General features: G+C 64.4%; 32 protein-coding genes and 1 other RNA gene. 11 read left to right on the top strand and 22 right to left on the bottom strand.

The window, feature by feature from the left end; all coding sequences use genetic code 11:
- Positions 1-11 precede the first annotated feature (11 nt).
- Genes mraY through DSM104440_RS03295 form a run of 7 tightly spaced genes read right to left on the bottom strand, consistent with a single transcriptional unit; the run spans position 12 to position 7,312 of the window.
- Positions 12-1,097: a phospho-N-acetylmuramoyl-pentapeptide-transferase gene (mraY, locus tag DSM104440_RS03325; protein WP_171160591.1), complete on the bottom strand. Its 1,086-nt coding sequence runs from the start codon at positions 1,095-1,097 to the stop codon at positions 12-14.
- Positions 1,087-2,433 (bottom strand): UDP-N-acetylmuramoyl-tripeptide--D-alanyl-D-alanine ligase, encoded by a 1,347-nt coding sequence (locus DSM104440_RS03320; RefSeq protein ID WP_212758190.1) that lies wholly within the window; start codon positions 2,431-2,433, stop codon positions 1,087-1,089. Before DSM104440_RS03320 ends, mraY begins: the two co-directional genes overlap by 11 nt.
- A complete protein-coding gene (locus DSM104440_RS03315; protein ID WP_171160589.1) occupies positions 2,433-3,917 on the bottom strand; it encodes a UDP-N-acetylmuramoyl-L-alanyl-D-glutamate--2,6-diaminopimelate ligase in 1,485 nt (494 codons plus the stop codon). Before DSM104440_RS03315 ends, DSM104440_RS03320 begins: the two co-directional genes overlap by 1 nt.
- Positions 3,914-5,656, bottom strand: coding sequence for a peptidoglycan D,D-transpeptidase FtsI family protein (locus tag DSM104440_RS03310; RefSeq protein ID WP_171160588.1), 1,743 nt, complete (start codon positions 5,654-5,656; stop codon positions 3,914-3,916). Before DSM104440_RS03310 ends, DSM104440_RS03315 begins: the two co-directional genes overlap by 4 nt.
- Positions 5,653-5,919 (bottom strand): cell division protein FtsL, encoded by a 267-nt coding sequence (gene ftsL, locus DSM104440_RS03305; protein ID WP_171160587.1) that lies wholly within the window; start codon positions 5,917-5,919, stop codon positions 5,653-5,655. The genes DSM104440_RS03310 and ftsL overlap by 4 nt, the downstream gene beginning before the upstream one ends.
- Before the next feature lie 10 nt (positions 5,920-5,929).
- Positions 5,930-6,853 (bottom strand): 16S rRNA (cytosine(1402)-N(4))-methyltransferase RsmH, encoded by a 924-nt coding sequence (gene rsmH / locus DSM104440_RS03300; protein ID WP_171160586.1) that lies wholly within the window; start codon positions 6,851-6,853, stop codon positions 5,930-5,932.
- Positions 6,854-6,910: 57 nt separating this feature from the next.
- Positions 6,911-7,312 (bottom strand): division/cell wall cluster transcriptional repressor MraZ, encoded by a 402-nt coding sequence (locus tag DSM104440_RS03295; RefSeq protein ID WP_425509649.1) that lies wholly within the window; start codon positions 7,310-7,312, stop codon positions 6,911-6,913.
- Positions 7,313-7,649: 337 nt separating this feature from the next.
- Between DSM104440_RS03295 and DSM104440_RS03290 the strand changes: the two genes are divergently transcribed.
- Positions 7,650-8,252, top strand: a complete 603-nt coding sequence (locus DSM104440_RS03290; RefSeq protein ID WP_171160584.1) for a histidine phosphatase family protein — start codon at positions 7,650-7,652, stop codon at positions 8,250-8,252.
- Here DSM104440_RS03290 and DSM104440_RS03285 read toward each other — a convergent pair.
- Together DSM104440_RS03285 and rnpB are read right to left on the bottom strand one after the other, a co-directional pair.
- Positions 8,245-8,784, bottom strand: a complete 540-nt coding sequence (locus DSM104440_RS03285; protein WP_171160583.1) for a hypothetical protein — start codon at positions 8,782-8,784, stop codon at positions 8,245-8,247. The genes DSM104440_RS03290 and DSM104440_RS03285 overlap by 8 nt on opposite strands.
- Before the next feature lie 116 nt (positions 8,785-8,900).
- An RNA gene (gene rnpB, locus DSM104440_RS03280) (RNase P RNA component class A) lies at positions 8,901-9,209 on the bottom strand.
- 116 nt (positions 9,210-9,325) lie between these two features.
- Between rnpB and DSM104440_RS03275 the strand changes: the two genes are divergently transcribed.
- Both DSM104440_RS03275 and DSM104440_RS03270 read left to right on the top strand, forming a co-directional pair.
- The gene (locus DSM104440_RS03275; protein WP_171160582.1) at positions 9,326-9,784 is read left to right on the top strand and encodes an RHS repeat domain-containing protein; all 459 of its coding nucleotides are present in this window, start codon (positions 9,326-9,328) and stop codon (positions 9,782-9,784) included.
- A gap of 11 nt (positions 9,785-9,795) precedes the next feature.
- Complete coding sequence (locus DSM104440_RS03270) at positions 9,796-10,110, top strand: hypothetical protein (RefSeq protein WP_171160581.1); 315 nt, start codon at positions 9,796-9,798, stop codon at positions 10,108-10,110.
- Between the two features lie 43 nt (positions 10,111-10,153).
- Here the strand turns inward: DSM104440_RS03270 and DSM104440_RS03265 are convergent, their stop codons facing one another.
- The 12 genes from DSM104440_RS03265 to rsmI form a co-directional block, all read right to left on the bottom strand.
- On the bottom strand, positions 10,154-10,591 hold the full coding sequence (locus DSM104440_RS03265) for a hypothetical protein (protein WP_171160580.1): 438 nt from the start codon (positions 10,589-10,591) through the stop codon (positions 10,154-10,156).
- On the bottom strand, positions 10,588-11,043 hold the full coding sequence (locus DSM104440_RS03260; protein WP_171160579.1) for an RHS repeat domain-containing protein: 456 nt from the start codon (positions 11,041-11,043) through the stop codon (positions 10,588-10,590). The genes DSM104440_RS03265 and DSM104440_RS03260 overlap by 4 nt, the downstream gene beginning before the upstream one ends.
- Before the next feature lie 329 nt (positions 11,044-11,372).
- Positions 11,373-11,756, bottom strand: a complete 384-nt coding sequence (locus DSM104440_RS19525; protein ID WP_425509648.1) for an RHS repeat-associated core domain-containing protein — start codon at positions 11,754-11,756, stop codon at positions 11,373-11,375.
- Positions 11,757-11,827: 71 nt separating this feature from the next.
- Positions 11,828-12,307, bottom strand: a complete 480-nt coding sequence (locus tag DSM104440_RS03250) for a DUF922 domain-containing protein (RefSeq protein ID WP_171160578.1) — start codon at positions 12,305-12,307, stop codon at positions 11,828-11,830.
- A gap of 127 nt (positions 12,308-12,434) precedes the next feature.
- Positions 12,435-12,749 (bottom strand): hypothetical protein, encoded by a 315-nt coding sequence (locus DSM104440_RS03245; RefSeq protein WP_171160577.1) that lies wholly within the window; start codon positions 12,747-12,749, stop codon positions 12,435-12,437.
- A 21-nt stretch (positions 12,750-12,770) separates the two neighbouring features.
- The gene (locus DSM104440_RS19520; protein WP_171160576.1) at positions 12,771-13,340 is read right to left on the bottom strand and encodes an RHS repeat-associated core domain-containing protein; all 570 of its coding nucleotides are present in this window, start codon (positions 13,338-13,340) and stop codon (positions 12,771-12,773) included.
- Positions 13,341-13,787 (bottom strand): hypothetical protein, encoded by a 447-nt coding sequence (locus tag DSM104440_RS03235; protein ID WP_171160575.1) that lies wholly within the window; start codon positions 13,785-13,787, stop codon positions 13,341-13,343.
- Positions 13,788-14,041: 254 nt separating this feature from the next.
- Positions 14,042-14,206, bottom strand: a complete 165-nt coding sequence (locus DSM104440_RS03230) for an RHS repeat-associated core domain-containing protein (protein WP_246212138.1) — start codon at positions 14,204-14,206, stop codon at positions 14,042-14,044.
- Positions 14,207-14,487: 281 nt separating this feature from the next.
- A complete protein-coding gene (locus tag DSM104440_RS19225; RefSeq protein WP_212758189.1) occupies positions 14,488-15,009 on the bottom strand; it encodes an RHS repeat-associated core domain-containing protein in 522 nt (173 codons plus the stop codon).
- Between the two features lie 698 nt (positions 15,010-15,707).
- Positions 15,708-16,472 (bottom strand): DUF3025 domain-containing protein, encoded by a 765-nt coding sequence (locus DSM104440_RS03220; protein ID WP_171160574.1) that lies wholly within the window; start codon positions 16,470-16,472, stop codon positions 15,708-15,710.
- A 13-nt stretch (positions 16,473-16,485) separates the two neighbouring features.
- Positions 16,486-17,523 (bottom strand): dihydroorotase, encoded by a 1,038-nt coding sequence (gene pyrC / locus DSM104440_RS03215; RefSeq protein ID WP_171160573.1) that lies wholly within the window; start codon positions 17,521-17,523, stop codon positions 16,486-16,488.
- Positions 17,524-17,697: 174 nt separating this feature from the next.
- Positions 17,698-18,540 carry a 16S rRNA (cytidine(1402)-2'-O)-methyltransferase gene (rsmI, locus tag DSM104440_RS03210; RefSeq protein WP_171160572.1) on the bottom strand — a complete coding sequence of 281 codons (843 nt, stop codon included), beginning with the start codon at positions 18,538-18,540 and terminating at the stop codon, positions 17,698-17,700.
- Here rsmI and DSM104440_RS03205 point away from each other — a divergent pair.
- The 8 genes from DSM104440_RS03205 (at position 18,539) to DSM104440_RS03170 (ending at position 24,856) form a co-directional block, all read left to right on the top strand.
- The gene (locus tag DSM104440_RS03205) at positions 18,539-19,711 is read left to right on the top strand and encodes a penicillin-binding protein activator (protein WP_171160571.1); all 1,173 of its coding nucleotides are present in this window, start codon (positions 18,539-18,541) and stop codon (positions 19,709-19,711) included. The two genes, rsmI and DSM104440_RS03205, sit on opposite strands and share 2 nt — an antisense overlap.
- Before the next feature lie 4 nt (positions 19,712-19,715).
- Entirely contained in the window at positions 19,716-20,069 is a 354-nt protein-coding gene (locus DSM104440_RS03200; RefSeq protein WP_171160570.1) for a YraN family protein, read from the top strand.
- 13 nt (positions 20,070-20,082) lie between these two features.
- Positions 20,083-20,676 carry a phosphoheptose isomerase gene (locus DSM104440_RS03195; protein ID WP_171160569.1) on the top strand — a complete coding sequence of 198 codons (594 nt, stop codon included), beginning with the start codon at positions 20,083-20,085 and terminating at the stop codon, positions 20,674-20,676.
- A complete protein-coding gene (locus tag DSM104440_RS03190; protein ID WP_171160568.1) occupies positions 20,676-21,239 on the top strand; it encodes a BON domain-containing protein in 564 nt (187 codons plus the stop codon). Before DSM104440_RS03195 ends, DSM104440_RS03190 begins: the two co-directional genes overlap by 1 nt.
- Before the next feature lie 155 nt (positions 21,240-21,394).
- Positions 21,395-21,871 (top strand): adenylyltransferase/cytidyltransferase family protein, encoded by a 477-nt coding sequence (locus DSM104440_RS03185; RefSeq protein ID WP_246212084.1) that lies wholly within the window; start codon positions 21,395-21,397, stop codon positions 21,869-21,871.
- Positions 21,868-23,274 (top strand): FAD-binding oxidoreductase, encoded by a 1,407-nt coding sequence (locus tag DSM104440_RS03180; RefSeq protein ID WP_171160566.1) that lies wholly within the window; start codon positions 21,868-21,870, stop codon positions 23,272-23,274. The genes DSM104440_RS03185 and DSM104440_RS03180 overlap by 4 nt, the downstream gene beginning before the upstream one ends.
- A 72-nt stretch (positions 23,275-23,346) precedes the next feature.
- Complete coding sequence (locus tag DSM104440_RS03175) at positions 23,347-24,270, top strand: L,D-transpeptidase family protein (protein WP_171160565.1); 924 nt, start codon at positions 23,347-23,349, stop codon at positions 24,268-24,270.
- Positions 24,271-24,274: 4 nt separating this feature from the next.
- Positions 24,275-24,856, top strand: a complete 582-nt coding sequence (locus DSM104440_RS03170) for a M23 family metallopeptidase (protein WP_212758188.1) — start codon at positions 24,275-24,277, stop codon at positions 24,854-24,856.
- A gap of 9 nt (positions 24,857-24,865) precedes the next feature.
- Here the strand turns inward: DSM104440_RS03170 and DSM104440_RS03165 are convergent, their stop codons facing one another.
- The gene (locus tag DSM104440_RS03165) at positions 24,866-26,011 is read right to left on the bottom strand and encodes a YbdK family carboxylate-amine ligase (protein ID WP_171160564.1); all 1,146 of its coding nucleotides are present in this window, start codon (positions 26,009-26,011) and stop codon (positions 24,866-24,868) included.
- Between the last annotated feature and the right edge of the window lie 8 nt (positions 26,012-26,019).

Genomic DNA, 26,019 nt, shown 5'->3' with positions numbered 1-26,019 from the left:
ATTTTTTTTCCTTAGCGAAGCTTCAGCGTCGAGAGCCCGAAGAGGACGAGCATCATCGTGATGATCCAGAACCTCACGACGACCTGGTTCTCCTTCCAGCCCTTCAATTCGTAGTGGTGGTGCAGCGGCGCCATTCGGAAAATGCGCTTGCCGGTGAGCTTGAAACTCGCCACCTGGATCATCACGGAGAGCGTCTCGACGACGAACACGCCGCCCATGATGAAAAGCACGATCTCCTGGCGCACGACGACTGCGACCATGCCGAGTGCAGCGCCCAGCGCCAGTGCGCCGACGTCACCCATGAACACTTCCGCGGGATACGCGTTGAACCACAGGAACGCGAGGCCGGCCCCGGCGATCGCGCCGCAGAACACCGCGAGCTCGCCCGCGCCCGCTATATAAGGAAAGCCGAGGTACTTCGAGAAGCCGACGTGCCCCGTGACGTAGGCGAAGATCGCGAGCGCCGAGGCGATCATCACGGTGGGCATGATCGCGAGGCCGTCGAGGCCGTCGGTAAGGTTCACGGCGTTCGATGTGCCGACCACGACGAAAAATCCGAGGATGACGAAGCCGATCGTGCCCAGCGGGATCGCGATCGACTTGAAGAACGGCACGATGAGCTCGGTCTGCTGCGGCAGTTTCGCGCTGTAAGCGAGCGTCGCCACCGCGATCGCCGCGATGATCGACTGCCAGAAGAGCTTCGACTTCGCCGAGAGCCCCTTCGGATTGCGGTGCACGACCTTGCGCCAGTCGTCCACCCAGCCCACGCCGCCGAACCCCAGCGTCGCCAGCAGGCAGATCCACACGTAGCGGTTCTCGAGGTCGGCCCAGAGCAGCGTCGTGACCGCGACCGACACGAGGATCAGCGCGCCGCCCATCGTCGGCGTGCCCGTCTTGATGAGGTGCGTCTGCGGGCCGTCGTCGCGCACCGCCTGGCCGATCTTGTAGGCCGTGAGCTTGCGGATCATCGCCGGACCGATGATGAAGCTGATCGCGAGCGCCGTGAGCGCAGCGAGCACCACGCGCAGCGTGATGTACTGGAAGACGTTGAACGCGCGGATGTCGATCGAGAGCCATTGGGCCAGCTCAAGCAGCATTGCGGCCTCCCGGTTGCGCGAGTCGGTCGGCGATGCGTTCCATGCGCATGAATCGCGAGCCTTTGATCAGGATCGTTGCGTTGGGCGTCGCCGCGCTTTCCACGCGTGCGGCGAGGGCCTCGAAATCGGTGAAGTGCTCGGCGCCGGCGCCGAAGGCCTCGACCGCGTGCAGGCTCGCTTCGCCGAGTGCCAGCAACCGATCGATGCCCACGCCCTTCGCGAAGGCGCCCACTTCGGCGTGCATCTGCGCCGTGGCATCGCCCAACTCGCCCATGTCGCCCATCACGAAGACGCGCGGCGCAGGTGCGAGGGCCAGCACCTTGAGCGCGGCCTTCATCGATTCGGGGTTCGCGTTGTAGCTGTCGTCGACGAGCGTGGCGCCCGTCGTGGCGGCGCGCTTCTGCAGGCGGCCGGGCACGCCCGCGAAACCGTTGAGTCCCGCCTGGATCGCATGCGGCGCGATCTCGAGCGCGCACGCGGCGGCGCACGCCGCGATCGCATTGCGCGCGTTGTGCTCGCCCGCGACCTGCAGCGAGACCGCGAATGCATCGGTGGGCGTGATGATGCGCAACTGCCCGTCACCCAGGATGCCGCGCACGTCCACGCCCTCCTTCATGCCGAAGGTGAGCACGCGCCGATCGGGGTTGAGCGACATCCACAGGCTCGCGAAGGCGTCGTCGCCGTTCACGATCGCGGTGCCGCCCGTCTTGAGGCCGGAATAGATTTCGCCCTTCGCCTGCGCGATCGCCTCGACGCTGCCGAGCATCCCCACGTGCGCGCGATGCGCATTGGTGACGAGCGCGACCGTGGGCTGGGCGATGTGCGTGAGGTAATCGATCTCGCCCGCGTGGTTCATGCCCATTTCGATCACGGCGAAGTAGTGCGACTCGCGCAGCTTCAGCAGCGTGAGCGGCATGCCGATGTCGTTGTTGAGGTTTCCCTCCGTCGCAAGCACGCCCTCGCGGCCGCCGTGGCGCGCGAGGATCGCGGCGAGCATTTCCTTGACGGTCGTCTTGCCATTGCTGCCGGTGAGTGCGACGAGCGGCAGCGTGAAGCGCGCGCGCCAGGCTGCGGCAAGGCGCCCGAGGGCGAGCTTGGTGTCCTCGACGATCACCTGGGGAATCGCGACTTCCATCGGGCGCGAGACGAGCGCCGCGGCCGCTCCGCGCGTGGCACTGGCCTGCACGTAGTCGTGGCCGTCGAAGTTCTCGCCGGTGAGCGCGATGAAGAGCTCGCCCGCGCCCACGGTGCGGCTGTCGGTGGACACGCCCGTGAACGCCACCGGCGCGCCCTGGAGGGTGCCGCCCACGGCGTTGGCGGCTTCGGCGATGCCCATCACGTGCGAACCTCGGCAAGCGCGGCACCGGCCACTTCGGCGTCACTGAACGCGTGGCGCACGCCGCAGATTTCCTGGTAGGTCTCGTGGCCCTTGCCCGCGAGCAGCACGACGTCGCCCGCGCGCGCGTTGTGGATCGCATCGAAGATCGCGACCTGGCGCTCGGAGATTGCTTCAGCGCGGCCCGCGGGAATGCCCGAGAGCACCTGCTCGATGATCTGCAGCGGATCTTCGTTGCGCGGGTTGTCGCTGGTGACGACGACGCGATCGGCGAGGCGAACCGCGGCGGCACCCATCAAGGGTCGCTTGCCCGGATCGCGATCGCCGCCGCATCCGAACACGCAAATGAGTTTGTGGCCCGCGGCCACGGCAGGCCGCAGGGCCGCGAGCGCTTTCTCGAGCGCATCGGGCGTGTGCGCGTAGTCGACCACGACCAGCGGACGGCTCCCGCCACCGAAGCGCTCGAGGCGCCCGGGCACGGGCGCGAGTTTCGCGATCGCACCCACGGCGTCCTGGAAAGCAATGCCGGCCGTGAGCAGCGCGCCGAGAACGGCGAGCAGGTTGTCCACGTTGAAGGCGCCGAGCACAGGCGCGGCAACCGTGGCCGAGCCCCAGGGCGAATCGACGCGAAAGCGCACGCCGGCCTCCGACATCGCGACCTGGCTCGCCCGCACCAGCGCATTGGGCGAAGCGCCGTAGGTGACCAACGCGAGCGGGCCACCGGCGAGGCGGGCCGCGAAGCGCGCGCCCCACGCATCGTCCACATTCACCACCGCGGACTTCAGGCCGCGCAGCGCGAAGGCCTGGAACTTCGCCTCGGCGTAGTCCTCCATCGTGCCGTGGTAGTCGAGGTGGTCGCGCGTGAGATTGGTGAACACCGCGACGTCGAACCGGGTGCCGGCTACGCGTCCCTGATGAAGACCATGGCTCGAGACTTCCATTGCCGCCACGCGCGCGCCGCGCTTGAGGTAATCGGCGAGCAGGCGTTGCAGCACGATCGCGTCGGGCGTCGTGTTCTTCGCTTCCGAGACTTCACCCACGAGTCCGTTGCCGAGCGTGCCGAGCACCGCGGCGCGGCGACCGAGCGAGTCGTGGGCGCGCGCGATCCACTGCGCCACACTCGTCTTTCCGTTGGTGCCGGTGACGCCGACCATCCACAGGTGCGCGGATGGATCGCCGTTCACGTGGCTCGCGATCTCCGAAATGCGGTGGCGCAGGTTGGCCACACCGAGGTTGGGTACTTCCCAGCGCTCGTCCCAGTCGAAGCCGCAGCGCTCCCAGATCACCGCGGCCGCACCCTTGGCGATCGCCTCGGTGATGAAGGCCCGGCCGTCGCGCGTCGTGCCCGGGTACGCCACGAAGACCGAGCCCATCTTCACGGCGCGCGAATCGGCCGTGAGGTCGATGAGCGGCACGCCGAGCTGGGCGAGGTGGTCGAGGATTTGCACTTCCTCGGCGGGCGCGAATTCGGCGGCGCAGATCATCCTTCGCCTCGTGTGTCGCGCGCCTGCGCGTTGATCGTTCCGGGTGCGCCCGGGATTCCCGGCGCATCGGGCGGGACACTCATCATTCGCAGGGCCGCGCCCATGACCGTCGAGAAGACGGGGGCGCCAATGTCGCCGCCGTAGTACTTCGTGCCCGAGGGCTCGTCGATCATCACCGCGACGATGAAGCGCGGGTTGCTCACGGGCGCGAAGCCCACGAACGAGGAAACGTACTTGTGCTCGGCATAGCCGCCGGCCTCGGCCTTGTGCGCCGTGCCGGTCTTGCCGCCGACGCGGTAACCGGGCACCGCCGCGCGCGGCGCGGTGCCGCCGGGCGAGACCGCCATTTCCATCATGCGCACGATCTCGCGCGTGGTGTCCTTCGTGAACAGCGGCTTGCCGATGGGACGCGCTTCGCGCTTCAGGAGTGCGAGCGGCAGCAGCTGGCCTTCGTTCGTGAACACGGTGTAGGCGCGCGCGACCTGCAGCAGCGAAACCGAAATGCCGTGGCCGTACGACATCGTCGCCTGCTCGATCGGGCGCCATTGCGTCCAGGGTCGCAGCAGTCCCTTCGCTTCGCCCGGGAAGCCGGTGGCGGGCACGGCGCCGAAACCGAGCTCGCGGTAGAGCGTGCCCATGCGCTCGGCCGTCATCGAGAGCTGGATCTTCGCGGTGCCGACGTTCGAGGATTTCTGGATCACCTGCGCGACCGAGAGCACGCCGAACGGATGCGAGTCGCTGATCGTCCAGCCGCCGATCGCCATCGAACCGGGTGCCGTCTGGATGAGCGTGTCGGGCTTCACGAGGCCCGAGTCGAGCGCGGCGGCGACGGTGAAGGGCTTCAACGTCGAGCCCGGCTCGAAGAGGTCGGTCACCGAGCGGTTGCGCGTCTGCTTGCCGGTGACGTTGGCGCGGTTGTTCGGGTTGTAGTCGGGCATGTTCACGAGCGCCATCACCTCGCCCGTCTTCGCGTCGAGGATCACGATGGAGCCGGCGCGCGCGCCATTGGCCGCGACGGCGTTGCGCAGCTCGCGGTGCGCGAGGAACTGCAGGCGCTGGTCGATCGCGAGCGTCACCGCCTCGCCATCGCGCGGGACCCGCAGGCTTGCCACGTCTTCCACGATGTTGCCCTTGCGATCCTTGATCACCTTGCGGCTGCCGGCCACGCCGGCGAGGCGCTTCTGCTGCGCGAGCTCGATGCCTTCCTGCCCGTTGTCGTCGATGCCGGTGAAGCCCACCACGTGCGCCATCACCTCGCCCGCCGGGTAGAAGCGGCGGTACTCGCGCTGCAGGAACACGCCCGGCACATGCAACGCCATCACCTTGGCCGCCTGTTCGGGCGCGATCTGGCGCTTGAGGAAGACGAACTGGCGATCCTTGTTGGCAATTTTCTGGCGAATCTCGCCCGCGTCCATCCCGAGTGCCGCGGCGAGGCGCTTCACGGCAGCGTCGTCGGCCTCCCAGTCGTCGGGCGTCACGCAGATCGACTCGACCGGCGTGGAGAGCGCGAGCATCTGCCCGTTCCTGTCGAGCACGGGACCGCGCGAAGCGGGCATCTCGACCACGCGGCCGTAGCGCGCTTCGCCCTTGGCCTGGAGGAACTGCTGGTTCATGCCCTGCAGGTAGACGGCGCGGCCGGCGAGCACGAGGAAGCCCAGGGTCGCCAGCCCGAGCACGACGCGTGAGCGCCAGCCCTCGAGCTTGAGTCGCAGCTGCGGCGCGCGCTTCTCGAATTTCATGGCGCCTTCGCTTCGGGCGACACGATCATCGTGCTCGCCGCATCCGGGGCCTTCATGCCGAGCTGCTTCGAAGCGACCGCCTCCACGCGCTTGTGCGTGGACCACGTGCTTTGCTCGAGCTGCAGCTGCGTGAACTCTTCCTCGAGCTTCTTGGCCGCGACCTGCTCGGCCTCGAGCTCGACGAACGATTTCCGGGCGCGATGCTGCGCGGTGATGGTTCCCAGGGCGCAGGCCACCAGCAGGACGAGCAGGAGCAGGCTCATGCGCACCGTCTCAGTGAAGCTTCTCGGCCACGCGCAGCACGGCGCTGCGGGCCCGGGGGTTGCGGCGGACTTCCTCCTCGGAAGCACGGATCGCGCGGCCGACGAGCTTCAGCGGCGGCGGCGGAATGTCGGCGGCGCGCACAGGCAAGCCCTTCGGGAGCTTGTCGGCGGTCGAGCGATCGCGAAGGAAGTGCTTCACGATCCGGTCTTCGAGCGAGTGGAAGCTGATGACGGCGAGCCTTCCGCCGGTCTCGAGGAGATCGGCGGCCTGCGGGAGCGTTACCTCCAGCTCTTCAAGCTCCTGATTGATGAAAATCCGAAGAGCTTGAAAGGTCCGCGTTGCCGGGTGCTGCCCCGGCTCGCGCGTGCGAACCGCACGACCCACGACCTCGGCAAGTTGCCGTGTGCGGGTGAGAGGCTCGACACCCCTTGCCGCAACAATCGTTCTTGCAACTGCTTGAGCAAACCGTTCTTCCCCATAGTGCGCGATCACCTCCCTGAGTTCTTGTTCTGTGGCGCGAGCGATCCACTCGGCGGCGGTTTCGCCGCGGGTGGTATCCATGCGCATGTCGAGCGGACCATCGCGCGAGAAGCTGAAACCGCGCTCGGCTTGGTCCAGTTGGGGCGACGAGACGCCCAGGTCGAGCAGCACGCCCGCCACGCGGTTGATGTTTCTCGCGGCGAGCGCGGCTTTCATCGTGGAGAACCTCGCGTGGATCAGCTCAAGACGCGGATCTTCGAGCGCGCGATGCGAATGCGCCTCGGGGTCCTGATCAAGAGCGAAAAGTCTTCCGCGAACACCGAGACGGGCGAGGATGGCCGCGCTGTGCCCGCCGCGACCAAAGGTGCCATCGACGTAGGTACCGTCTTCGCGGACTTCGAGAGCGGCAAGGGCTTCTTCGACAAGGACCGGGACATGGGCAGCCTCACTCACGGGGTGGAAAGACGGGGACACCTGGGGGTGCGGAGTCGGGGTAGGAAAAACGCCGACTCACAGGGAGAAGTTCTCCATGCCCGGCGGCAACTGCGGGTTGCCCCCGGACCTCAACCTCTCGAGCTGCGCGTTCCAGCCCTCGAGGTCCCAGATTTCGAAGTGGCTGCCCTGGCCCACGAACATCACGCGCCGCTCGATATGCGCGAAGGTCCGCAGTTCCGGGGAAACCAGCAGGCGTCCCGCGCCGTCGAGGGCGAGGTCTTCCGCAAAGCCGATGAGCACTCGCTTCCAGAGGCTTGCCTGGGCGTTGGTGCTCGGGAATGCCATCACTTGCGCGCGCACCGGGTCCCAACCCGGGGCGGGGTACAGCAGGAGACAACCGTCGGGGTGCGCGGTGAGTACGACGCCCACCGTTCCGCCCGCCGTGAGCGGGTCGCGCACGCGCGTAGGCACCGCCATGCGGCCCTTCGCGTCGAGGTTGAGTTGCGATGCTCCCTGAAACACCCTGCTCCCCCATTTCGAGGCTTCACGAACCGGTGTAGAAACCGAATATCCATGAAATCCTACTTTTTCCCACTTCTGCACACTCTACGGACCCGATACAGGGGAGTCAAGGGGGCGAATAAGGAATTTGTTCTTGTGCGACAAGGGCTTAGGCGATCTTTTTGAGGCCCTTTTGAGGTTTTCGAATCCTCATGTTTTCAATGAGATACGAAATGTTGTGAATGTAGTTTCACAAGAGATTCCGGCGGTAGAGTGTCCGGGCCTGGACGAACGACCTGCGAGGAGAAATTTGATGCTGCACCGCACCATCGCGCTGTTGTGCACTGCGGCAGCGTTTTGCGCCGCTGCGAGCGGGCCAGCAACGCTCGAGGGCGCGGCGCTCGTGAAAGCGCTCAGGCAAGGCGGCTACACGCTCTACTTCCGCCACGGCATCACCGATCGCGATCAACGCGATCGCAATGTCGTGCTGGAGAACTGCGCCACGCAGCGCAACCTGAAGGACGAGGGGCGCGAACAATCACGCAAGACCGGCGCGGCCATCAAGACGCTGGCGCTGCCCGTGGGCGAAGTGATCGCCAGCCCCTACTGCCGCACGAGGGACACCGCGATGCTGATCGCAGGCCGTGTTCAGCTCGCGCCCGCCGTGGCCGGCATGGCGGGCGCGCAGGCGGGAAAACTCGATTTCACCGAGCTCGGGAAGATCCTCGCCACGCCACCGGCCGCGGGCACGCTGCGCCTGGTGATGGGCCACGAGCCGTCGCACGGCTTCGACAAGGCGCCGAAGCTCGAGGAAGGCGCGGCGATGGTGGTCGAAGCCACGGGCGCCGACTGGAGAGTCGTCGCCCACATCTACCCGGAAGAGTGGGAGCGGCTCGCGGCCGCGACGGCTAACTGATTCCCGGGAATTTCTCGAAGCTGCGCGAGGGCCGCTCCGTCGGCCGGTAGCGACCCCACGCGCTCGCGACAAGCTCGGGTTGCTCGCCGGACGCGAGCTGGATGGCGCCAGGCCCCGAAACGACTCGCGGCATTCCGTTGCTGGCCGCGGAGGCGATGCGCGGCGATTCGGAAATTCCCGGCACCAACGCCGCCTGCAGCTGTTCGACCGTAGGTTGCGTGACGCCCTGCTTCGTGAAGCGCGTGCGCACGCGCGAGAACGTGGCCTCAATCTCGCTGAAGGTGAGCGGTCCCTCGGCGAGGTTGAATGCGACGACCTGGGTCGCGCCACTCTCCGAAGGGCCGCGAAGCGCAATCACCTTGCCGGCATTCATGCCGCGCACGATGGCCACGGCGTTTTCCTTCGAGCCCGCGAGATCCGCGAAGCCCGAGGCGACCTTGTCCGCGGGGTCCGTCTCCGCGATCGCCTGTCCCGTTCCGATCAGGGCGAGGACGACGCGAAACAGGATGATTCGATGCCACTTGCAAGCCATGTTGCTTTCTCCAGGTACCGGTTCGTCGATGGAGAAAGCTTAGGCACGCAAAGGGGCCGCCGTGAGCGGCGTGGCAGCCTCGCCACGTAGGAGGTCGGCGCGACTTTGCGAGGGAAAAGTGAAGCGAGCCTGTAAGCGGGATTCTGTTGCCGCCTTGCGGCGGCACAGCGGTCATTCCTCTAGGCGCCGCGTTGCCGCGGCGCTCAAGCCACCTACCCGCAGACTCAGTGGGCCACGTCGACGTCTGCCTATTTGGTGTTGCTCCGCGTAGAGATTGGCCGTTTCAACCGAACTTAATCGGCTCGTCTCTGTTCCTCTAATCCTCACCTCACGGTGGACGGGAGTTACCCGCTACGCTGCCCTGTGGAGTCCCGACTTTCCTCTACGCAACCCGAAGGTGGCGCAGCGACCGCCTGGCTCGCTTCACACCGCCATTTTACGCTGCGGAGGTGGCTCTTCCCGTGCTACTTTTTTGCTTTGGCCGTGTGCCAGATCGGCGTGGCCCCGTGACGTAAACGCCCTCGACTTCGGATTCGCGCCGATGCAACAGCGATTCGACAGGAACGCGGAAATCTACAACTACTTCAGGGACTACGACCCGAGAATTGGCCGGTACGTTGAAAGCGATCCTATCGGGCTGAAGGGCGGAATCAACACTTACGGCTACGTTGATTCCAACGCCATAGGTTTCTTCGACGACCAAGGGCTGACCAAGAACAAGCCCAAATACATTTGGACCGGATGCAGTGATAGCCAGCTGCTGTGGTGCGTCGAGAACTGCCGGGCCCAAGGTAAGGTCGTCCAAGATTGCACGCAAACCTACGTCAGGATGCCGGGCGTAAACGGCGGGAAACCCCGATACATTGGACACAACTGCGTTTGCGAAGAGAAGCCAACGCCTGCCTTGCTCAGCTGCGGGCCAACGTGCCGCAACACCTTGCTTGCTGTGGGTGCGATCGTTGTGATGATTTGCACCAGATTTCCCATCCCGGTTCCCTAGGCAAAAAAACCATGAGCGATGACAAGTTTCAGATGGGCGAGATCTATTTCATTGGGGGCTACCACGACTCGGCCCGCACGTTCCCATGCGTCATCAAGCCGGTGGTCTTCTTGGATGCCCAGAGGCGCGCAAAGGCTGGCGAAAACCTGACTTACAGCTTTGAGGAGCTCGAGTCCTGGCTTGAGCGGGATGGACAGGGGTCGCCGAACAAGAGAAGGATGGAGACCATTGAGGGGCCGCCAGAAATGACCTTGGCGATGAGCCTGGATGAACTCATCGACGATTTGCTCAAGCTACGCGTGCGGTTGCGAGAACGTAAACCATAGTCAGCTGGCGTACGCGCAGCGGCCTCCCTGCGCCGCGATGCGCTCAGGGTCGATACAGCATCTTCGTCCCGCACTGGATCCGCTCCAAGAAGGCTGATCGCTTCTTCTCCTCTGCTTCAATACCAGGCAGAGCTCGATACTGAGCCCACTCCTCGCCAACGAAGAGCCGATGCTTTGCTCTGTACGCCCTCAGCGTGTTCAGCACGGCGCAAAGGCTGTCCCCATCGCGGGGCTCGCCGTGGTCGACAATCCACCCGAGGCTTCCACTGGTGCTGGCCTGCAAGAGCTTCGTTGCTTCTACAGACTCCTTGCTATCGAGGTAGCGCAGGACCATGAGCGTGTTCGCCAACTCATGCTCGCGAAGCCCCGTTGCAAGCGCCGTGGCCTCTTGCTTCTGATGCCAAGCGCCGGCCACGTAGCCGAGGGCAAGCGAGACAATAACTGCGACCACAAACGCGGCGGAAAGGACTCGTGTGTTCATCGTGCCTCGCATAGTCTTGGCTCCCCATCAGGCCACCTCGTCACCTTCCATGCATCGTTGCACTTCTGCTGACAGAGTGAGCCGGGCACCTTCATGTAGTTCGGAGGACTGCGAACAGTGCAGCAAATGAGGCACGCACCATGAGATTGAGAGACCTCGAAGCAGTCGTACTTGAACTTCGGGTACTTGCCATCCGGACCAGGCTGCGGACAGGGCCTTGGTCCATTCGGAGTCGGACACATGGGCGGATCGGGACAATCATTTCCGAAGCACGGCACCTTCGTGTTCAACCCAAGCGGGTCGACTCTTCCCACGGGATTCCCAAGCACGTATGCATACGTATTCGGCCCCGCGAGCAGGCCGATAGGATCGCTTTCGACGTACCTGCCGACGCGCGGGTCGTATTCGCGGAAGTAGTTGTAGTGCGACTCCTGCCGCTGCGAAAAACACAACTATGGCCAAGAACTCACCCTGCAGGGAGTCGCCCTAGTTCTTCAACTAGCCCAGCGATATCGGTAATTCCATTCAAATCACTCTGTGCTATCCATAGAGTGTCTTGTGTATCGACGGTCCCACCTCGAGCTGCAGCCTTGTACCAGGCTATTCCATCGGCAAAGACATGCTCGATCTCCCCGGCGGACCCTGACGCGCGCAAATATACAAGTGTCTGAACGAAAGGCACCTGACAGGCCTCATCGAGGTATCCAACTAGGAAGTACGTGCCGCCTGGAGTAAACATGCTCATCCCCTCAAAAGCAAAGTGCGCCGAGAATGGCAAGCATTAGCGCCATTCCAGCCGTCGCAGCGCAATTGCCACCACACGCGGGCATCGCACCAAGTCCTCGGCCTGGTTCAGACGGGTCCTTACAACTGCAGCTCCAGCTTCCGGAACCATCTTGGATACTTCGACAACGTCTCCATTTCTGATTTCGGTGTACCGCTTGTATGTCACGGCGCAGCTCTCGTAGGTCTTTCCTTGCTTGCGACAGTGTTCCACGCACTCCAGTTTTTGAGTGTCGTTGCAGGGTCGCTTCCAAAAATCTGGGGTTGCTCGCTTGCCACCACCGTTTGCTAACCCACGCACATCTGTCGATCCAATCGGGTCGACGTCGACATAGACAAACGTGTTTATCCCCCCTGCCAGCCCAATGGGGTCGCTCTCCACGTATCGCCCGATCCTCGGGTCGTAGTCCCTGAAGTAGTTGTAGTGATGCCAACGCGCTTGCGCGACATTCGCTACTTTTCGCCGATCTTTTCCGGACCATACTCGCGAGCGTCAAAGGCGCGCTGTCGTTCGTTCATTTCGCGTACGACCGAGTCCGCGCGTTTCCTAGCGCCCTCGTTTACTGCGGGACAGTGCATGCTCTTCGGTGCTGCCCAGAGCGCCTTCTCGACATCCACCGCGATGTCTGTACAGATTCTGACGTGCCCCATCTCATGCGCCTTCAGCTTGTCGTAGGCCTTCGCCCAAAAAGCCTGCACTTCTCGGGGAGTCTTCGCGACGTCATGCCAACGTGGAAGCCGGACCTTCGCCACGCAGAACGCTCGCACCTCCGTAATGGTGCACTCACCATCCCGTCTCGCGCTATTGAAGCGGTACGTGACTTCGCCGCTCGTTGAGCCTGCTCCGCCGTGACCCTTTGCGTCGAGTTCTCGGCGAATATCGTCAAGGGTGGCGCCGCGGATCTCATAGTGTTCGATCGAAATCGTAGTCACAGGATCGATCCTTGGTTGTCCTCGATGATCGCCCGATCCGTAAGCTGTTGGAGGAGAAAACAAGACGGTAAGCGCGATGGCTCGGCCCGCGATCCGCGACGTACCTTTGCAACTGGTACTCCGCCGCTCATTCCTCCGCATCGTGTTCATCGCGTGCATGGGTGAGCGCCCTGACAACGCCAATTGCACCGGCACAGATACCGATGTAACCGAAGACGGCCAGTGCATAGCTATAGGAGATTCCCCGGAGGTAGAGCACATCGAGAGGAGATGCATAGTCTCCGTGCAAACCACCGAGAAGCCAATTGAAAGCAAACTGAGCGAGTATCAACAACCCGCCTCCCAACACCACGGTTAGCGCGGCCGGGACGCTTGGCCTGTCTCGTAATCCGGCGAAGACGCCAACAGCGAGAACAATTGCGATGTTAATTACCTGTTCCAAAGGCGCGCCTGCGTCGCTGGGCTACCTACAGAAAATGTTGCAGACCCTGTTCGCTCCCCGTATCCCCTTCTGCAAGCTGTACAGAGAATAGCCCGGCACGGCCTTACCAAGACCTTTTTTCACCGCACCGAGTCCAAACGCACCAGCCGCTTTTCCCAGACCGTGACCTCCCGCTTCTACGCCCGCGTCACCCAGTGCAGTCAACGAAATTCCGGTCGCCATACACTCGAGAAAGCAAGCGTTGTCACGCGGTCGCCAGTCGTCAGGCGGCTCCCTCTCGGGGTAGCAAATCGGATCCTTAGGGATGCTAGTCGGAATCTCAATGTGGCCCGGCCAAGGCTGCCTTGGGCGACCTCCGGACATCCCAGGCAGCGGGGGAGCTGGCTCGGGCTCACAAGGCTTCCATCCGGCTATGTATCCGCCGGACCAGACAGCAACCTCGCAGAGCCCAAGAGGGTCAATGAGCGAGAGCGGTCTCCCCGAAACGTAGCCAAACGTATTGAACCCTCCGAGCAAACCAATGCTATCGGACTGGACGTACCGCCCGATCTTCGGATCGTAGTCCCTGAAGTAGTTGTATGGCCTCGACAATCAACCGACTTGGCCAGATTCAGAATGCCGCGTCCGTCTTGTATAGACCCTGCTGCTCTGCGCGTTAGCCGCAAAGGCCGCAAATGCGAGGAGAACTGTAAGCCCGATCATTCCAAGGCTGAATGCCCCGTCTGCCTCTGCGGCAATTGTTGCCGCAGCTGTTCTTCTTCCGAGCTCAAGAAACGCAGATCCCAACAAGAGGGCAACTAGAGTCTTTCGAGCCCACTCGATTCTCAATAGAGCGGCTAACCCAGCGACAACGAGCAAACTTCCCAGCAAGATGTCGATCGCCGCCGGAAGCAGCATGTGCAGGTTCGCATGGGGTATTGACAGCTGCGTCGAGAGTGAGACAAAGCCCAACATTGCGCTTCCGCCGCCATACGACAGCGCAATTGCGCTCGCAAACAGGACCAAGAACACCCGGCTCACAGTAAGTTTGTCGTTCATGCTCATCGGCTCCGGACTCTAGAAACAGTCCGCTCGACATTGTTTCTCAGCACCTAGCATCTTTCCTATTCCAATTGCCGAGCCCCAGCCGAACCCCATGCCTGCCCCCATCGCGACGCCAGCCGGCCCGCCACCGAGTCCGGCGAGGCCTCCAAAAAATGTTGTCGCGCCGCAAATCACAACATGAGTCGGAAGATAGGCTCTTCTCTCTGCGTCTATACAACTCGTATAGCACTTCTGACGTTCGTCCGGACTCATCGGCTTGACCCCAGGACGACCTGGGCGCGGCTCGGGACGCTCGCGCCCAGGTCTTGGCTCAGGTCTACCCTCTGATTTACGTCAGTGCCTTCTACATCGAAGTTGACGATCGGGTTGCCGTTGCCATAAGCGTATGTGTTGAGCCCACCAAGCAATCCAATGGTGTCACTCTCGACGTACCGCCCGATCCTGGGGTCATAGTCCCTGAAGTAGTTGTAGAGTGCGTCTCAGAGCTTGAGGATTGATCGCGCAATGGGAGAGTCGAGGATGAGGCTCTCACCCAGGAGTTTTGCAAACCTGCCGACGGGATCTCCCGCACTCTCTAGATTAGGAAACGGCGAGCGCGTCAGGAGCTCTTGGCGCCCATCCGAGTAGAGCCGGTAGACGACAACTTCGCTTCCGAGCTCGACGAATTCGATGACGTGGCTGTATCGTTCCATTGCTAGTTGTTCCAAGTGTTGAGTGGCGGTAGGTCTTTTCCGGCCCGGCACGCGCCGAGCCGCTGGCCCGCTGACGCATGACAAGCCTTGCCAGCGGCTGCCCCGCGCCTACGCGAGATTGCATTGCAGGTCTTTGTGTCGATCTCGTTCAACTTGTCGCACTTCTCATCCAAAGCCTTCTTCTCGTCGTCCGAGGTGCACAACATGTAGGTTGCCGCAGCTCCAATTCCAAATCCGATCGCAGCGCCAACAGCAGTTCCGGCTCCCGGGAACATCGAGCCAACAGCAGCCCCGAGCGCAGCCCCGGCCCTGCCACCGGCGACAACGGTGATCTCACCTGTGGGATCAACAAAGCGGAGTGGGTTGGCGAACACGTAGGCGTACGTGTTGATTCCGCCTTCCAACCCGATGGGATCGCTCTCAACGTATCGTCCAATCTTGGGGTCGTAGTCCCTGAAGTAGTTGTAGTGGCCCGGACACGAATCAAACGACAACTGGCGGTTGTCCAGAGCCTGCGCGCGCATACGTGTATGGAAACCGCAGGAGGGTGCCAAGCTAGCGAAATGGCGCTATCAACGGAGGGCTCGTATCACCGCGACAATGATCACCGAAGCCCCCCCCACTATCAGTGCTTGAAGGGGGGAGGCCAAGGCGTATATGAACACCAAGCCCGCCGCGAAAAGGATAAGCACAACTGCGCTGGCGACCGGCCCCCAAGGCCTGGGCTTCTGATCCTCATCACGGGGCATTGAGTCCTCCCATGCTTGCGGGGCAAGCTTCCGGGATCTTCCCCGGGCACTTCTTGACGCAGTAGTCATAGGCAGTGACTTCACTCGCAATAATGGCAGCTCCGCCTAGACCGGAGTTGATGGATGAGGCCTCGGTGATCAGGAGCCCAGCCCGGCCGCCTACGCCGAGCCCACCGGCAGCCGCCGTGAGGCCTAGCCCAGCCGCCGTCTTTGCGGCCATACACAAAGCGAAGCAAACCTCCGGCCTGACGGGGAACTGCTGAACTGGTGGGAGGCCGGCGCCGCACTCGGCAGTTACGCACCTCTTCTGCGGATTGTTGTTTCCGAATCCGTCGTCGCAGGTCGCACCAGCTGGCAGTCCAGCCGGGCAAGGAATTGGCTTGAGCCCACTCGGATCTGAGAAGCGGATCGGCGAATCGTACGACAGATTCATGACGGTGCGGGCACCGCGTCGTCGAAATTTCGCCGAAATCTTACCGGATTTTCTTGTCGCGCCTTCGACTTCCCCGAAAATGCACGGGATCGTCGTAGAAAGACTCGCGCTCGGTATCGGGATACCAGCCGGGAACACCGAGCACGGGCATCGGCGGCATGATCCGCGGCGAGCGGAAGTTGGCGCGCTCGGCGAAATGTCGGGCGAGTCCTTCGTCGACGCTCGTGTCCGCCGACAGGAAGACGGTCTTCGCGACCAGCCCGATGAAGGGCGCGCGGGCCTGCTCGTACAGCCCGTGGCCGAAGGCGGTGAAGCGCATCTTCGCGAGGAGCTCGCTGCGCCGCGTCCAGAAGAGGCGTTTCCATTCGAAGTCGACGATGTGGCGAAGAAGCTCCTCGTCATCGCAACTCACCGCCACGCCGCCTTCGTCGAAGAGGGTCAACGCATCGCGCTCGGGCCGGCGCTGGCGCGCTTCGGCGTCGCCGCCCTCCTCGAGCATCGCGGCGTGCTGCGCGTTGATCGCGGCCTTCGCTTTCGGGAACGTGATCCACGAAAGCGCGTTGAAGAGGTCGTGCCAGTTTTCAGTGCGGGTCTCGATTTCGCCGGACTGCGCAATTCGCAGCTCGTAGTAGCGCCGCTCGCGGTCGCTGTTGCCCCGTGGGGGCACGAAGTGAATGGGCTGACCACGTGCGGTGACGACGCCCTGGGCCAGAGCCGTCAGCTCGTCATGCGTGGGCCAGCGATCGCGTGGCAATCGCGCAAGCGCCGGCTGCAGCGGCGCGAACAGCAGGCCTTCCGGGTACATCAGGCGGGATGCATCAGCCGGCGAAGCGCCAGCGCAGCTTCTCGCCCGCGCGCAGCGGAACGACCGTCGACTCGCCGAAGGCGTACTCGGCGGGGACTTCCCACTCCGTCTTCTCGAGCGTCACCTTGGCCTTGTTGCGCGGCAGCCCGTAGAAATCCGCGCCGAAGTGGCTCGCGAATGCTTCGAGCTTGTCGAGCGCGCCCGCGGTTTCGAACGCTTCGGCGTAGAGCTCGAGCGCGGCGTGCGCCGAATAGATGCCGGCGCAACCACACGACGTCTCCTTGGTCGGGCGCGCGTGCGGCGCGGTATCGCTGCCGAGGAAGAATTTGGGATTGCCCGACGTCGCGACCTTCACCAGCGCGCGGCGGTGCTGCTCGCGCTTCAACACCGGCAGGCAATAGTGATGCGGCCTCAGCCCGCCCGCGAAGATCGCGTTGCGGTTCATGAGCAGGTGCTGCGGCGTGATCGTGGCGGCGACGTTGTCGGGCGCGCGCTCGACGAACACGGCGGCTTCGTGCGTCGTGATGTGTTCGAGCACAACTTTCAGCTTCGCGAAGCGCTTGAGCAGGGGCCCCAGCGTGCGGTCGATGAACACGGCCTCGCGATCGAAGACGTCGATCTCGGCGTCGGTCACCTCGCCGTGCACGAGCAGCGGCAGCCCCGCGCCCTGCATCGCTTCGAGCGTGGCGTCGCACTTGCGGATGTCGGAGACGCCCAGGTCGGAATTCGTCGTGGCGCCCGCGGGGTAGTACTTCACGGCTCGCACGAAGCCCGACTTCGCCGCCTTCGCGATCTCCTCGGGCGAGGTGTTGTCCGTGAGATAGAGCGTCATCAGCGGCTCGAAACCCGCGCCCTTGGGCAGCGCCTTCAGGATGCGTTCGCGATACGCCTTCGCCTGCGCCACGGTAACGACCGGTGGTTTCAGGTTGGGCATCACGATCGCCCGCGCGAACTGCTTCGCGGTGGCGCCGACGATGGAGGCCATCAGCTCGCCATCGCGCAGGTGCACGTGCCAATCGTCGGGACGCAGGATCGTGAGTGAATCGGCCATCGCGGAGATTATAGAGAGGCCCTAAGAGGATCGAAGGTGTCTTTTTTAGCTATGACGAGAAACGTTATACCTTGTCACATTTCATCGGTGACGGTCGATTCATCCTCGTCGGGCGAGAAATGTGACAAGGCATAACGTTTCTCGTCATAGCTAAAAAAGACACCTTCGATCCTCTTAGGGCCCCGATTTCTTCCCTGCGATCCGGAGCGCCATTTCGTAGAGGTCACCCTTCTTCGCACCCGTGAGCTTCGCGCCGACGGCTGCGGCCGATTTCACGGGCATCTTTTCAGCGAGAAGCAGCTTCAGCACCGTCTCGGGATCGGGGCCCGCGGCCACTTCCGGCACGCGGCCTTCGATAACGAGCACGAACTCGCCGCGCTCGCGGTCGCTGTCCTCCGCGATCCACTTCGCGGCGTCGGCCAGTGCCACGCGCGTAATCGTCTCGAAGCGCTTGGTGAGCTCGCGAGCGACCACGACGTCGCGATCGCCGAGGGCCGTGCGCAGGTCCGCGAGCGTTTTGGCGACACGGTGCGGCGCCTCGAAGAGCACGATGGCCCAGGGCGATTGCGCGAGCGAAGCGAGTTTCTCGCGACGCTCGGTGCCTTTCACCGGCAGGAAGCCCGCGAACACGACGCCTTCGAAGCCCAGGCCGCTGGCAGAAAGCGCCGCGGTGAGCGCGCTGGCACCCGGAATCGGCTCGACGCGATAGCCGGCTTCGCGCGCCGCGGCGACCAGCAAGGCGCCCGGGTCGCTGATCGCCGGCGTGCCCGCATCCGTCACCAGCGCGACGTCCTTGCCCTCCGCGAGCAATTCGAGCACCTGGCGCGCCGCATTCCGTTCGTTGTGGGCGTGCAGCGCGATCAATCGCGTGCCGATTCCGAAGTGATTCAGGAGCCCTTTCGTGTTCCGCGTGTCCTCGGCGGCGATGACGGCCACGTCACGCAGCGTTTCGAGCGCGCGTGCGGTGATATCACCCAGGTTCCCGATGGGTGTGGCAACAACATATAATTTGGCCATGCGCTCCAACGCGCTCTTCCTCGCTCTTGCCATCGTCGCGATGGCCCCGCCGGCATTCTCGGCTGACGACATCGATCCGTCCACGGGTCTTGCGACGACCACGGTTGTCCGTCCCCTGCGCGATGCCCCGGCCACGCCGCAGCCGCCGCAGTTCGGCCCGTTGCCGCCGCCGGCTGCCGCCAAGCCCCACATCGCGCTGATTCTCCCCATCGCCTCGACCGCGCTGGGACCCGTGGCTGACGCCGTTCGCCAGGGGTTCGTCGCCGCGGCCGAGGCCGGGAGCAACAAGACCGCGCCGCCCGTGGTGCTGATGAATGTGAACGACGACGGGCCGGCGATGCTCGAAGCCTGCCGCAAGGCGCATTCGATGGGTGCGGTGCTCGTGGTCGCGGGCCTCACGCGCGATGGTGCGAGCGCCATCGCGAAGAGCGATTGCCCGCGCGTTCCGGTGCTCACGCTCAACCAGACGCACGGCGCGAACGATGCGGTGACGGGCGAGGCGCCCGTGAACCTCTACTCCATCTCCCTTTCGCTCGAACAGGAAGCGCGCCAGGCCGCCCTCCTCGCCGTCGCCGACGGCTGGCACTCGGCGATCGTGATCGGCACCGCCTCGCCCATCTCCAAGCGCGTGCAGGAAGCCTTCGAGAAGGAATGGGCCCGCGCCGCGGGCGAGATCGGCGGACGGGTCACGTACAGCGGCAACAGTGAAGAGGCGCCGCTGGTGAAGGACCGCATTGCGAGCCTGCGCGGCGGCGACGTCGTGTTCCTGGCGCTCGGCCAGGCCGCGGCGCGCGCCGTGCGCCCGTACGTGTCGGGCATGCTTCCGGTGTATGCCACGTCGATGAGCATCGACCCGCGTGCCGAGCCGACGGTCAACGTGGACCTGCAGGGAATGCGTTACATGGACATGCCCTGGTTCGTGCAACCCGACCACCCCGCCGTCATGATCTACCCGGCGCCGCACGCGCCGATGTCGGTGGACCAGGAGCGCCTCTACGCCCTGGGCATCGATGCCTATCGTCTCGCCGCCGTCATGCTGCAATCGGATGCGAAGAAGATCTCGCTCGATGGCGTGACCGGGCGCATCACCCTCGAAGGCGGCCAGTTCGCGCGCACCCTGACGGCCGCGGAAGTCGACGGCGGCCGCGTCGTCCCGATCAAGCATCCCTAGGTCAATGCGCACGCAGGCCCAGAACGACGGCGACGAAGCCGAGGAGAGAGCGGCGCGCTACCTCGCTTCGCAGGGCCTCGCCATCGTCACCCGCAACTACCGCACGCGCCTGGGCGAGATCGATCTCGTCGCGAAGGACGGCGAGGTGCTCGTCTTCGTGGAAGTGCGCCGGCGCACGCGCTCGGAGCGCTACGGTGGTGCCGCCGGGAGCGTGGACGGCCTCAAGCGCCGCCGGCTCGTCGCGGCCGCACGACACTACTTGTCCCGTCTGCGCGAGGAACCCGTGTGCCGTTTCGATGTCGTTGCCATGCAGGGCGACGAATGCACGTGGCTGCGCGATGCGTTCGGGACCGCCTGATAGAATCGATTGCATGGACCACGTCGCAAATCTCCGCAAGCATTTCGCCGAAGGCATCGAGCTGCGCACGCGCATGATGGACACGCTCGCGCCCGAAGTCGCGAAGGCCGGCGTCGCCCTCGCGGCGGCCATCAAGCGCGGCAAGAAAGCGCTCGCCTGCGGCAACGGCGGTTCCGCCGCCGACAGCCAGCATTTCGCCGCGGAGATGGTGGGTCGATTCGAACGCGAACGCCCGGGCATGCCCGCCATCGCGCTCACGACGGATACGTCCGGCCTCACCGCGATCGCGAACGATTACGGCTATGACTATGTCTTCTCCAAGGGCGTGGAAGCGCTCGGCCAGGAAGGCGATGTCCTGCTCGGCATCTCCACGTCGGGCAATTCGAAAAGCGTGATCGAGGCCATCAAGGCCGCGCACGCGAAGAACATGACGGTGATCGCGCTCACGGGGCGCGACGGGGGCCAGATGGCGAAGATGCTCAAGCCCACCGACTTCCACCTCAACGTGGCGCATCCGCGCACGATGCGCGTCCAGGAGGTTCACCTCCTGGTCGTGCATTGCCTGTGCGAGGTCGTCGACAACGAACTGCATTTCGGAGGTTCTTGATGCAAAAGCTGCTGCTGACCCTCGCCGTCCTGGCTTCGCTGCCCTTCGCAACGGGCTGCGTGCCGCTCGCCGCCGTGGGCGCGGGCACTGCCGCAGTGATGGCCGATGACCGCCGCACCGCCGGCGTCTACATCGAGGACGAGAACATCGAATGGAAGGCGGTCGGCAAGCTGAACGCCTACAAGGAAGCGCACGTCAACGCGACAAGCTACAACCGCAAGGTGTTGCTCACCGGCGAGGCCGCGGACGAGGCGACCAAGACGAAGATCGGCGAGGACGTTCGCAAGATCGAGCAGGTCCTCGATGTCGCCAACGAGCTCAAGATCGGCTACACCTCGTCGCTCACGTCGCGCGGCGGCGATGCGGTCACCACGACCAACGTGAAGGCCCGCATGCTCAACAACGGCAAGTTCTCGACCAACCACATCAAGGTGGTCACCGAGGCGGGCACGGTCTACCTGATGGGCCTGGTGACGCAAGCCGAAGGCGATGCCGCGGCAGAAGTCGCGCGCACAACCAGTGGCGTCAAGGGCGTCGTGAAGGTCTTCGAGTACATCAAGTAGAGGGGTCAGATCCTTTAACTTTTCCTTGGTAAAAAACCGTTCCAATGGACTACCTTGCTGATCGGGCTTTCCCGTACGAGTTGCGCAAGGTAGTCCATTGGAACGGTTTTTTACCAAGGAAAAGTTAAAGGATCTGACCCCTCTACTTGCCCCAAGTGACCGACCCTTTCCTTCACAAGGTTTGCGCACCCGCGGAGTTCGCGCGCCGCGCCGCCGCGCTCGCGCGGCCCCTCGTGTTCACCAACGGCGTCTTCGATATCCTTCATCGCGGGCACGTGACCTATCTCGCGCAGGCCCGCGCCCTCGGCGCTTCCATGGTGCTTGCCCTCAACTCCGATGCCTCCGTGAGGCGCCTGGGCAAGGGTGACGATCGCCCGGTCAACACGCTCGAGGACCGCATGGCCGTCGCCGCGGCGCTCGAAAGCGTCTCGCTCGTCACCTGGTTCGAGGAAGACACGCCGATCGCGCGCATCCTCGAATGCAAACCCGATCGCTTGGTGAAGGGCGGCGACTGGCCCGTCGAGAGCATCGTGGGCGCGAAGGAAGTCGCCGGCTGGGGAGGAAGCGTGCATTCGATCAAGTTCGAGCACGAGCGCTCGACCACCAGCCTCCTCAAGAAGATCCGCGCATGAGCACGCTCGAGGATCGCCTGCGAGCGATCGTGGGCGAGCGAGGCATCGTCAGCGATGCCGCCGCGCGCGAACCCCATGAAGTCGACTGGCGCGGCCAATACCGCGGGCGCGCCGCCGTCGTCGTGAAGCCCGCTAATACCGAGGAAGTCGCCAAGGTCGTGTCGCTGCTCGCCGCCGAGCGCATCGCGATCGTGCCCCAGGGCGGCAACACGAGCCTGTGCGGCGCCTCCGTTCCCGACGACAGTGGGCGCCAGGTCGTGGTGAACCTTTCACGCATGAACCGCGTGCGCGCGGTCGATACGGCCAACAACACGATGACGGTGGAGGCCGGTTGCGTCCTCGCCGCCCTGCAGAAGGTCGCCGACGAGAACGATCGCCTGTTTCCGCTTTCGCTCGGCGCCGAGGGCAGTTGCGAGATCGGCGGCAACCTTTCGACCAACGCGGGCGGCACCGGCGTGCTGCGTTACGGCAACACGCGCGAGCTCGTCCTCGGCCTCGAGGTCGTTCTTCCCGACGGGCGCGTATGGGATGGCCTGCGCGGATTGCGCAAGGACAACACCGGCTACGACCTGAAGCACTTATTCGTCGGCGCCGAGGGCACGCTGGGGATCATCACCGCCGCGGTGATGAAGCTGTTTCCCAAGCCGCGCGCGACGGCCACCGCCATCGCCGCGATCGAGGGCCCCACCGCAGCCGTGCAGCTGCTAAGTGCGATGCGCGGGCGCTGCGGCGATCGCATCACCGGTTTCGAGCTGCTGCAGCGCGTGTGCTTCGATCTCGTGTTGAAGCACATCCCCGGAATGCGCGATCCGTTCCTCGAACCGCATCCGGCCTACATCCTCGTCGAGATCTCCGACAGCGGCACGCAGGCCGAGGCGCGCATCCTGCTCGAGGAAGCACTGGGCGAAGCCGCGGAAGCCGGATTGATTCGCGATGCGGTGCTCGCCTCCAGCGATGCGCAGCGCCTCGCGTTCTGGGGCCTGCGCGAGAACATCTCGGAAGCGCAGAAGCTCGACGGCGTCTCGATCAAGCACGATGTCTCCGTGCCCATCAGCCGCGTACCCGAGTTCTTCGAGCGCACGGACCGCGCCCTCGCCGAGCGCTTCCCCGATATCCGCATCGTCGCCTTCGGCCACGTGGGCGATGGCAACATCCACTACAACTGCTCCAAGTCCGAGCGCCAGGCCGCGGCGGAGTTCTACAAGCAGGCGCCGGACGTGAACCACCTCGTCTACGAAGTCGTGACCTCGCTCGGCGGCTCGATCAGCGCGGAGCACGGCCTCGGCCAGTTGAAGCGCGAGGAGATCAAGCGCTACAAGAGCGAGCTCGAGCTGGACCTGATGCGCTCGATCAAGAAGACGCTCGATCCCGGCGGGATCATGAACCCCGGCAAGGTCCTCTAGAAGGCTGTCGTCCGACAGCGGAATCGTCGCTGTCCTACGCGAGACGGCAGGCACCGGTCCTACAGTGGTCCGATGCTAGCCCTCATTGCCTTCACCACCGCCCTCTCCGCCGCTGCCGTCAGCGACGACGCCAAGTCGCCCCCGATCGCGCAGGGTGCGCGAGGCGCCTCCGTCGTGCGCGCGCAGATCCTGCTCGACCGTGCGTGGTTCTCGCCCGGCGAGATCGACGGCGGCTACGGCGACAACATGCGCAAGGCGGTCCTCGCGTTCCAATCCGCGCGCGGTTTGAAATCCAACGGCCGCATCGATGCACCTACGTGGGAGGCGTTGCGCGGCGACGACGCGCACGTGCTGACCCAGTACACCGTCACCGAAGCGGAAGCGCTGGGCCCCTTCGTGAAGATCCCCGCGGACATGATGGACCGCGCACAGTTGCCGAAGCTCGGTTACGAATCGCTCGAGGAAGCGCTCGCCGAGAAATTCCACGTGAGCCCGGCACTGCTTCGTGATCTCAATCGCGGCAAGCGCATCAAGGCCGGCGACACGATCCTCGTTCCCGACGTAGCGACCGCGAAGCCGCAGCCCAAGGCCGCGTCCTTCGTGCTCGACAATGCACGGCGCGTTCTCTTCGCGCTGGACGCCAAGGCGCAGGTACTCGCGCAGTTTCCCGTGAGCGTCGGCAAGAAGGAGCCGCTGCCCGTGGGCAAGTGGAGGATCACCACTGAAATCCGCGATCCCGAATTCCAGTACGACCCCGAGCTGATCATCAACTCGAAGCCGGGCCATTCGAAAGTGACGATCAAGCCCGGCCCCAACAATCCGGTCGGCGTGATGTGGATCGGCCTGAGCAAGCCGCACTACGGCATCCACGGAACGCCCCAGCCCGCGCTCGTCGGCCGCACCGAGACGAGCGGGTGCATCCACCTCACCAACTGGGATGCGCTCCGGCTCTCGACGCTGGCCAGCGCCGGAGCTTCGCTGGAAGTAAAGGGCTAATACCGTGCGCGTGCACGCGTCCCTCGGCGACATCGCGCTGCTCGCGATCATGGCGACGATCAGCGCCGTCGCGCTCGCGATGAAGTCGCCCGCGCAGGCCGCGCATCCGCTGACCAATCCGGAGCTCGCCACCGATCACGAGTTGCTGGAGTCGCGCCAGTTGTTGATTCCGGTGCAGGGCGTCGAGCGCAAGGCCCTGCGCGACAACTTCGACGAGCGTCGCAGTGCCGGCCACAAGCACGAAGCGCTCGACATCATGGCGCCGCGCGGCACGCCGGTGCTCGCCGTAGGCGACGGCAAGGTCGCAAAGCTCTTCAAGAGCGTGGCCGGCGGGCTGACCGTCTACCAGTTCGATGCGGACGAGAAGTTCGCGTACTACTACGCCCACCTCGATCGCTACGCGCCGGGCCTGCAGCAGGGGCAGGCGCTCAAGCGCGGCGAAGTACTCGGCTACGTGGGCAGCACCGGCAACGCACCGCCGAGTGCACCGCACCTGCACTTCACGATTTTCCGTCTGGGGCCCGACAAGCGCTGGTGGGTCGGGACGGCGATCAATCCCTATCCGTTCCTCGTCGCGACCCGCTGATTCGAGGATCTACGCGGCGCGCGTGGCGGCTTTCGCGCCGGGCACGTCGCGCCAGCGTGCCGCCTGCAATCGCACCATGTCCGGCAACGAACGCGTCTTCTCGAACTGCTGGCGCAGCCACAAGGCATCGTTCGCGCCGGCTCGCGCGCGCTCGGCAATCGCGGAGAGCGCCGCGGTGGTTCCCAGCTCGTCGGCGAGTGGCGCGATGCGATCGAGCGTCGCGAGCAAGTCGTCGCGCAACCGAACGTGGCCATGCGCCTGCGGATCGGCAAGCTGCGCCTCGAAGCCGAAGCGGCACGCCTGGAAGCGGTTGTAGCCGTACACCATGTACTGCGCCCGGAGCGGCGGCTCCTGGCGATGGCGCAGGAAGTCGGCGGTCAGCGTCTGCGCGTAGGCCGCGAGCTGTGCGGCCGTCTCGACGGTGAGCGGCGTGTCGCAGATGCGTACCTCGATCGTCCCGTACTCGGGCTTGGGCCGGATGTCCCAGTAGAAGTCCTTCATGCTCTCGACGATGCCGTGGCTCGCCATCTCGTCGAAGTAACCGTTGAACTCCGCCCACGTCGTCACGGCGGGCAGGTGGCCGGCGAGCGGAAAGGCCGACACCGCGTGCAGGCGCGATGTCTCGAAGGACGTGTCCTCACCCTGGTAGAACGGCGAGGCCGCCGACAGCGCGATGAAATGCGGGATGTAGCGCGACATGCGATGCGTCGTGTAGATCGCATCGTCGCCGCTCTCCACGCCGACATGGACGTGCTGGCCGAACACGGTGAACTGCTTGGCGAGATAGCCATAGAGCTGCGAGACGCGCAGGAACCGCTCGGTCGGAACGATGCGCCGGTCGCTCCAGTGGTGGAACGGATGCGCGCCGCCGCCTGCGACCACCAGGTTCAGGCGCCCGGCTTCCGTGACGATCGCATCGCGCGTGCGCGTGAGCTCGTCGAGCAGGTTCGCGTAACGCGTCTGCACCGAGGAGTTCACCTCGATCATGCTTTCGGTGATCTCGGGCTTCACAGCACCCTCGATCTTCACCTTGTCCAGGCGCGCGAGGAGATCCGTCGCGCCCCGCGAGAGATCGAAATCGCGCGTGTTGAGCACCATCAGCTCCAGCTCCACACCCACGCTCAGCGCTTGCGATCGCGAGAATTCCAGCGGCATGCGGCCTC

The sequence above is a fragment of the Usitatibacter palustris genome, from assembly GCF_013003985.1.
Classification (GTDB): domain Bacteria; phylum Pseudomonadota; class Gammaproteobacteria; order Burkholderiales; family Usitatibacteraceae; genus Usitatibacter; species Usitatibacter palustris.
Note: the sequence above shows the minus strand (reverse complement) of the source record. Positions and strands in the feature narration are given on the sequence as shown.

Coding starts and splice junctions, on each gene's coding strand:
- mraY (WP_171160591.1), bottom strand. CDS start 1,097: ATGCTGCTTGAGCTGGCCCAATGGCTCTCGATCGACATCCGCGCGTTC.
- DSM104440_RS03320 (WP_212758190.1), bottom strand. CDS start 2,433: ATGGGCATCGCCGAAGCCGCCAACGCCGTGGGCGGCACCCTCCAGGGC.
- DSM104440_RS03315 (WP_171160589.1), bottom strand. CDS start 3,917: ATGATCTGCGCCGCCGAATTCGCGCCCGCCGAGGAAGTGCAAATCCTC.
- DSM104440_RS03310 (WP_171160588.1), bottom strand. CDS start 5,656: ATGAAATTCGAGAAGCGCGCGCCGCAGCTGCGACTCAAGCTCGAGGGC.
- ftsL (WP_171160587.1), bottom strand. CDS start 5,919: ATGAGCCTGCTCCTGCTCGTCCTGCTGGTGGCCTGCGCCCTGGGAACC.
- DSM104440_RS03295 (WP_425509649.1), bottom strand. CDS start 7,312: ATGGCGGTGCCTACGCGCGTGCGCGACCCGCTCACGGCGGGCGGAACG.
- DSM104440_RS03290 (WP_171160584.1), top strand. CDS start 7,650: ATGCTGCACCGCACCATCGCGCTGTTGTGCACTGCGGCAGCGTTTTGC.
- DSM104440_RS03285 (WP_171160583.1), bottom strand. CDS start 8,784: ATGGCTTGCAAGTGGCATCGAATCATCCTGTTTCGCGTCGTCCTCGCC.
- DSM104440_RS03275 (WP_171160582.1), top strand. CDS start 9,326: ATGCAACAGCGATTCGACAGGAACGCGGAAATCTACAACTACTTCAGG.
- DSM104440_RS03270 (WP_171160581.1), top strand. CDS start 9,796: ATGAGCGATGACAAGTTTCAGATGGGCGAGATCTATTTCATTGGGGGC.
- DSM104440_RS03265 (WP_171160580.1), bottom strand. CDS start 10,591: ATGAACACACGAGTCCTTTCCGCCGCGTTTGTGGTCGCAGTTATTGTC.
- DSM104440_RS03235 (WP_171160575.1), bottom strand. CDS start 13,787: ATGAACGACAAACTTACTGTGAGCCGGGTGTTCTTGGTCCTGTTTGCG.
- DSM104440_RS19225 (WP_212758189.1), bottom strand. CDS start 15,009: ATGCGCGCGCAGGCTCTGGACAACCGCCAGTTGTCGTTTGATTCGTGT.
- DSM104440_RS03220 (WP_171160574.1), bottom strand. CDS start 16,472: ATGTACCCGGAAGGCCTGCTGTTCGCGCCGCTGCAGCCGGCGCTTGCG.
- pyrC (WP_171160573.1), bottom strand. CDS start 17,523: ATGGCCGATTCACTCACGATCCTGCGTCCCGACGATTGGCACGTGCAC.
- DSM104440_RS03205 (WP_171160571.1), top strand. CDS start 18,539: ATGCGCTCCAACGCGCTCTTCCTCGCTCTTGCCATCGTCGCGATGGCC.
- rsmI (WP_171160572.1), bottom strand. CDS start 18,540: ATGGCCAAATTATATGTTGTTGCCACACCCATCGGGAACCTGGGTGAT.
- DSM104440_RS03200 (WP_171160570.1), top strand. CDS start 19,716: ATGCGCACGCAGGCCCAGAACGACGGCGACGAAGCCGAGGAGAGAGCG.
- DSM104440_RS03195 (WP_171160569.1), top strand. CDS start 20,083: ATGGACCACGTCGCAAATCTCCGCAAGCATTTCGCCGAAGGCATCGAG.
- DSM104440_RS03190 (WP_171160568.1), top strand. CDS start 20,676: ATGCAAAAGCTGCTGCTGACCCTCGCCGTCCTGGCTTCGCTGCCCTTC.
- DSM104440_RS03180 (WP_171160566.1), top strand. CDS start 21,868: ATGAGCACGCTCGAGGATCGCCTGCGAGCGATCGTGGGCGAGCGAGGC.
- DSM104440_RS03175 (WP_171160565.1), top strand. CDS start 23,347: ATGCTAGCCCTCATTGCCTTCACCACCGCCCTCTCCGCCGCTGCCGTC.
- DSM104440_RS03165 (WP_171160564.1), bottom strand. CDS start 26,011: ATGCCGCTGGAATTCTCGCGATCGCAAGCGCTGAGCGTGGGTGTGGAG.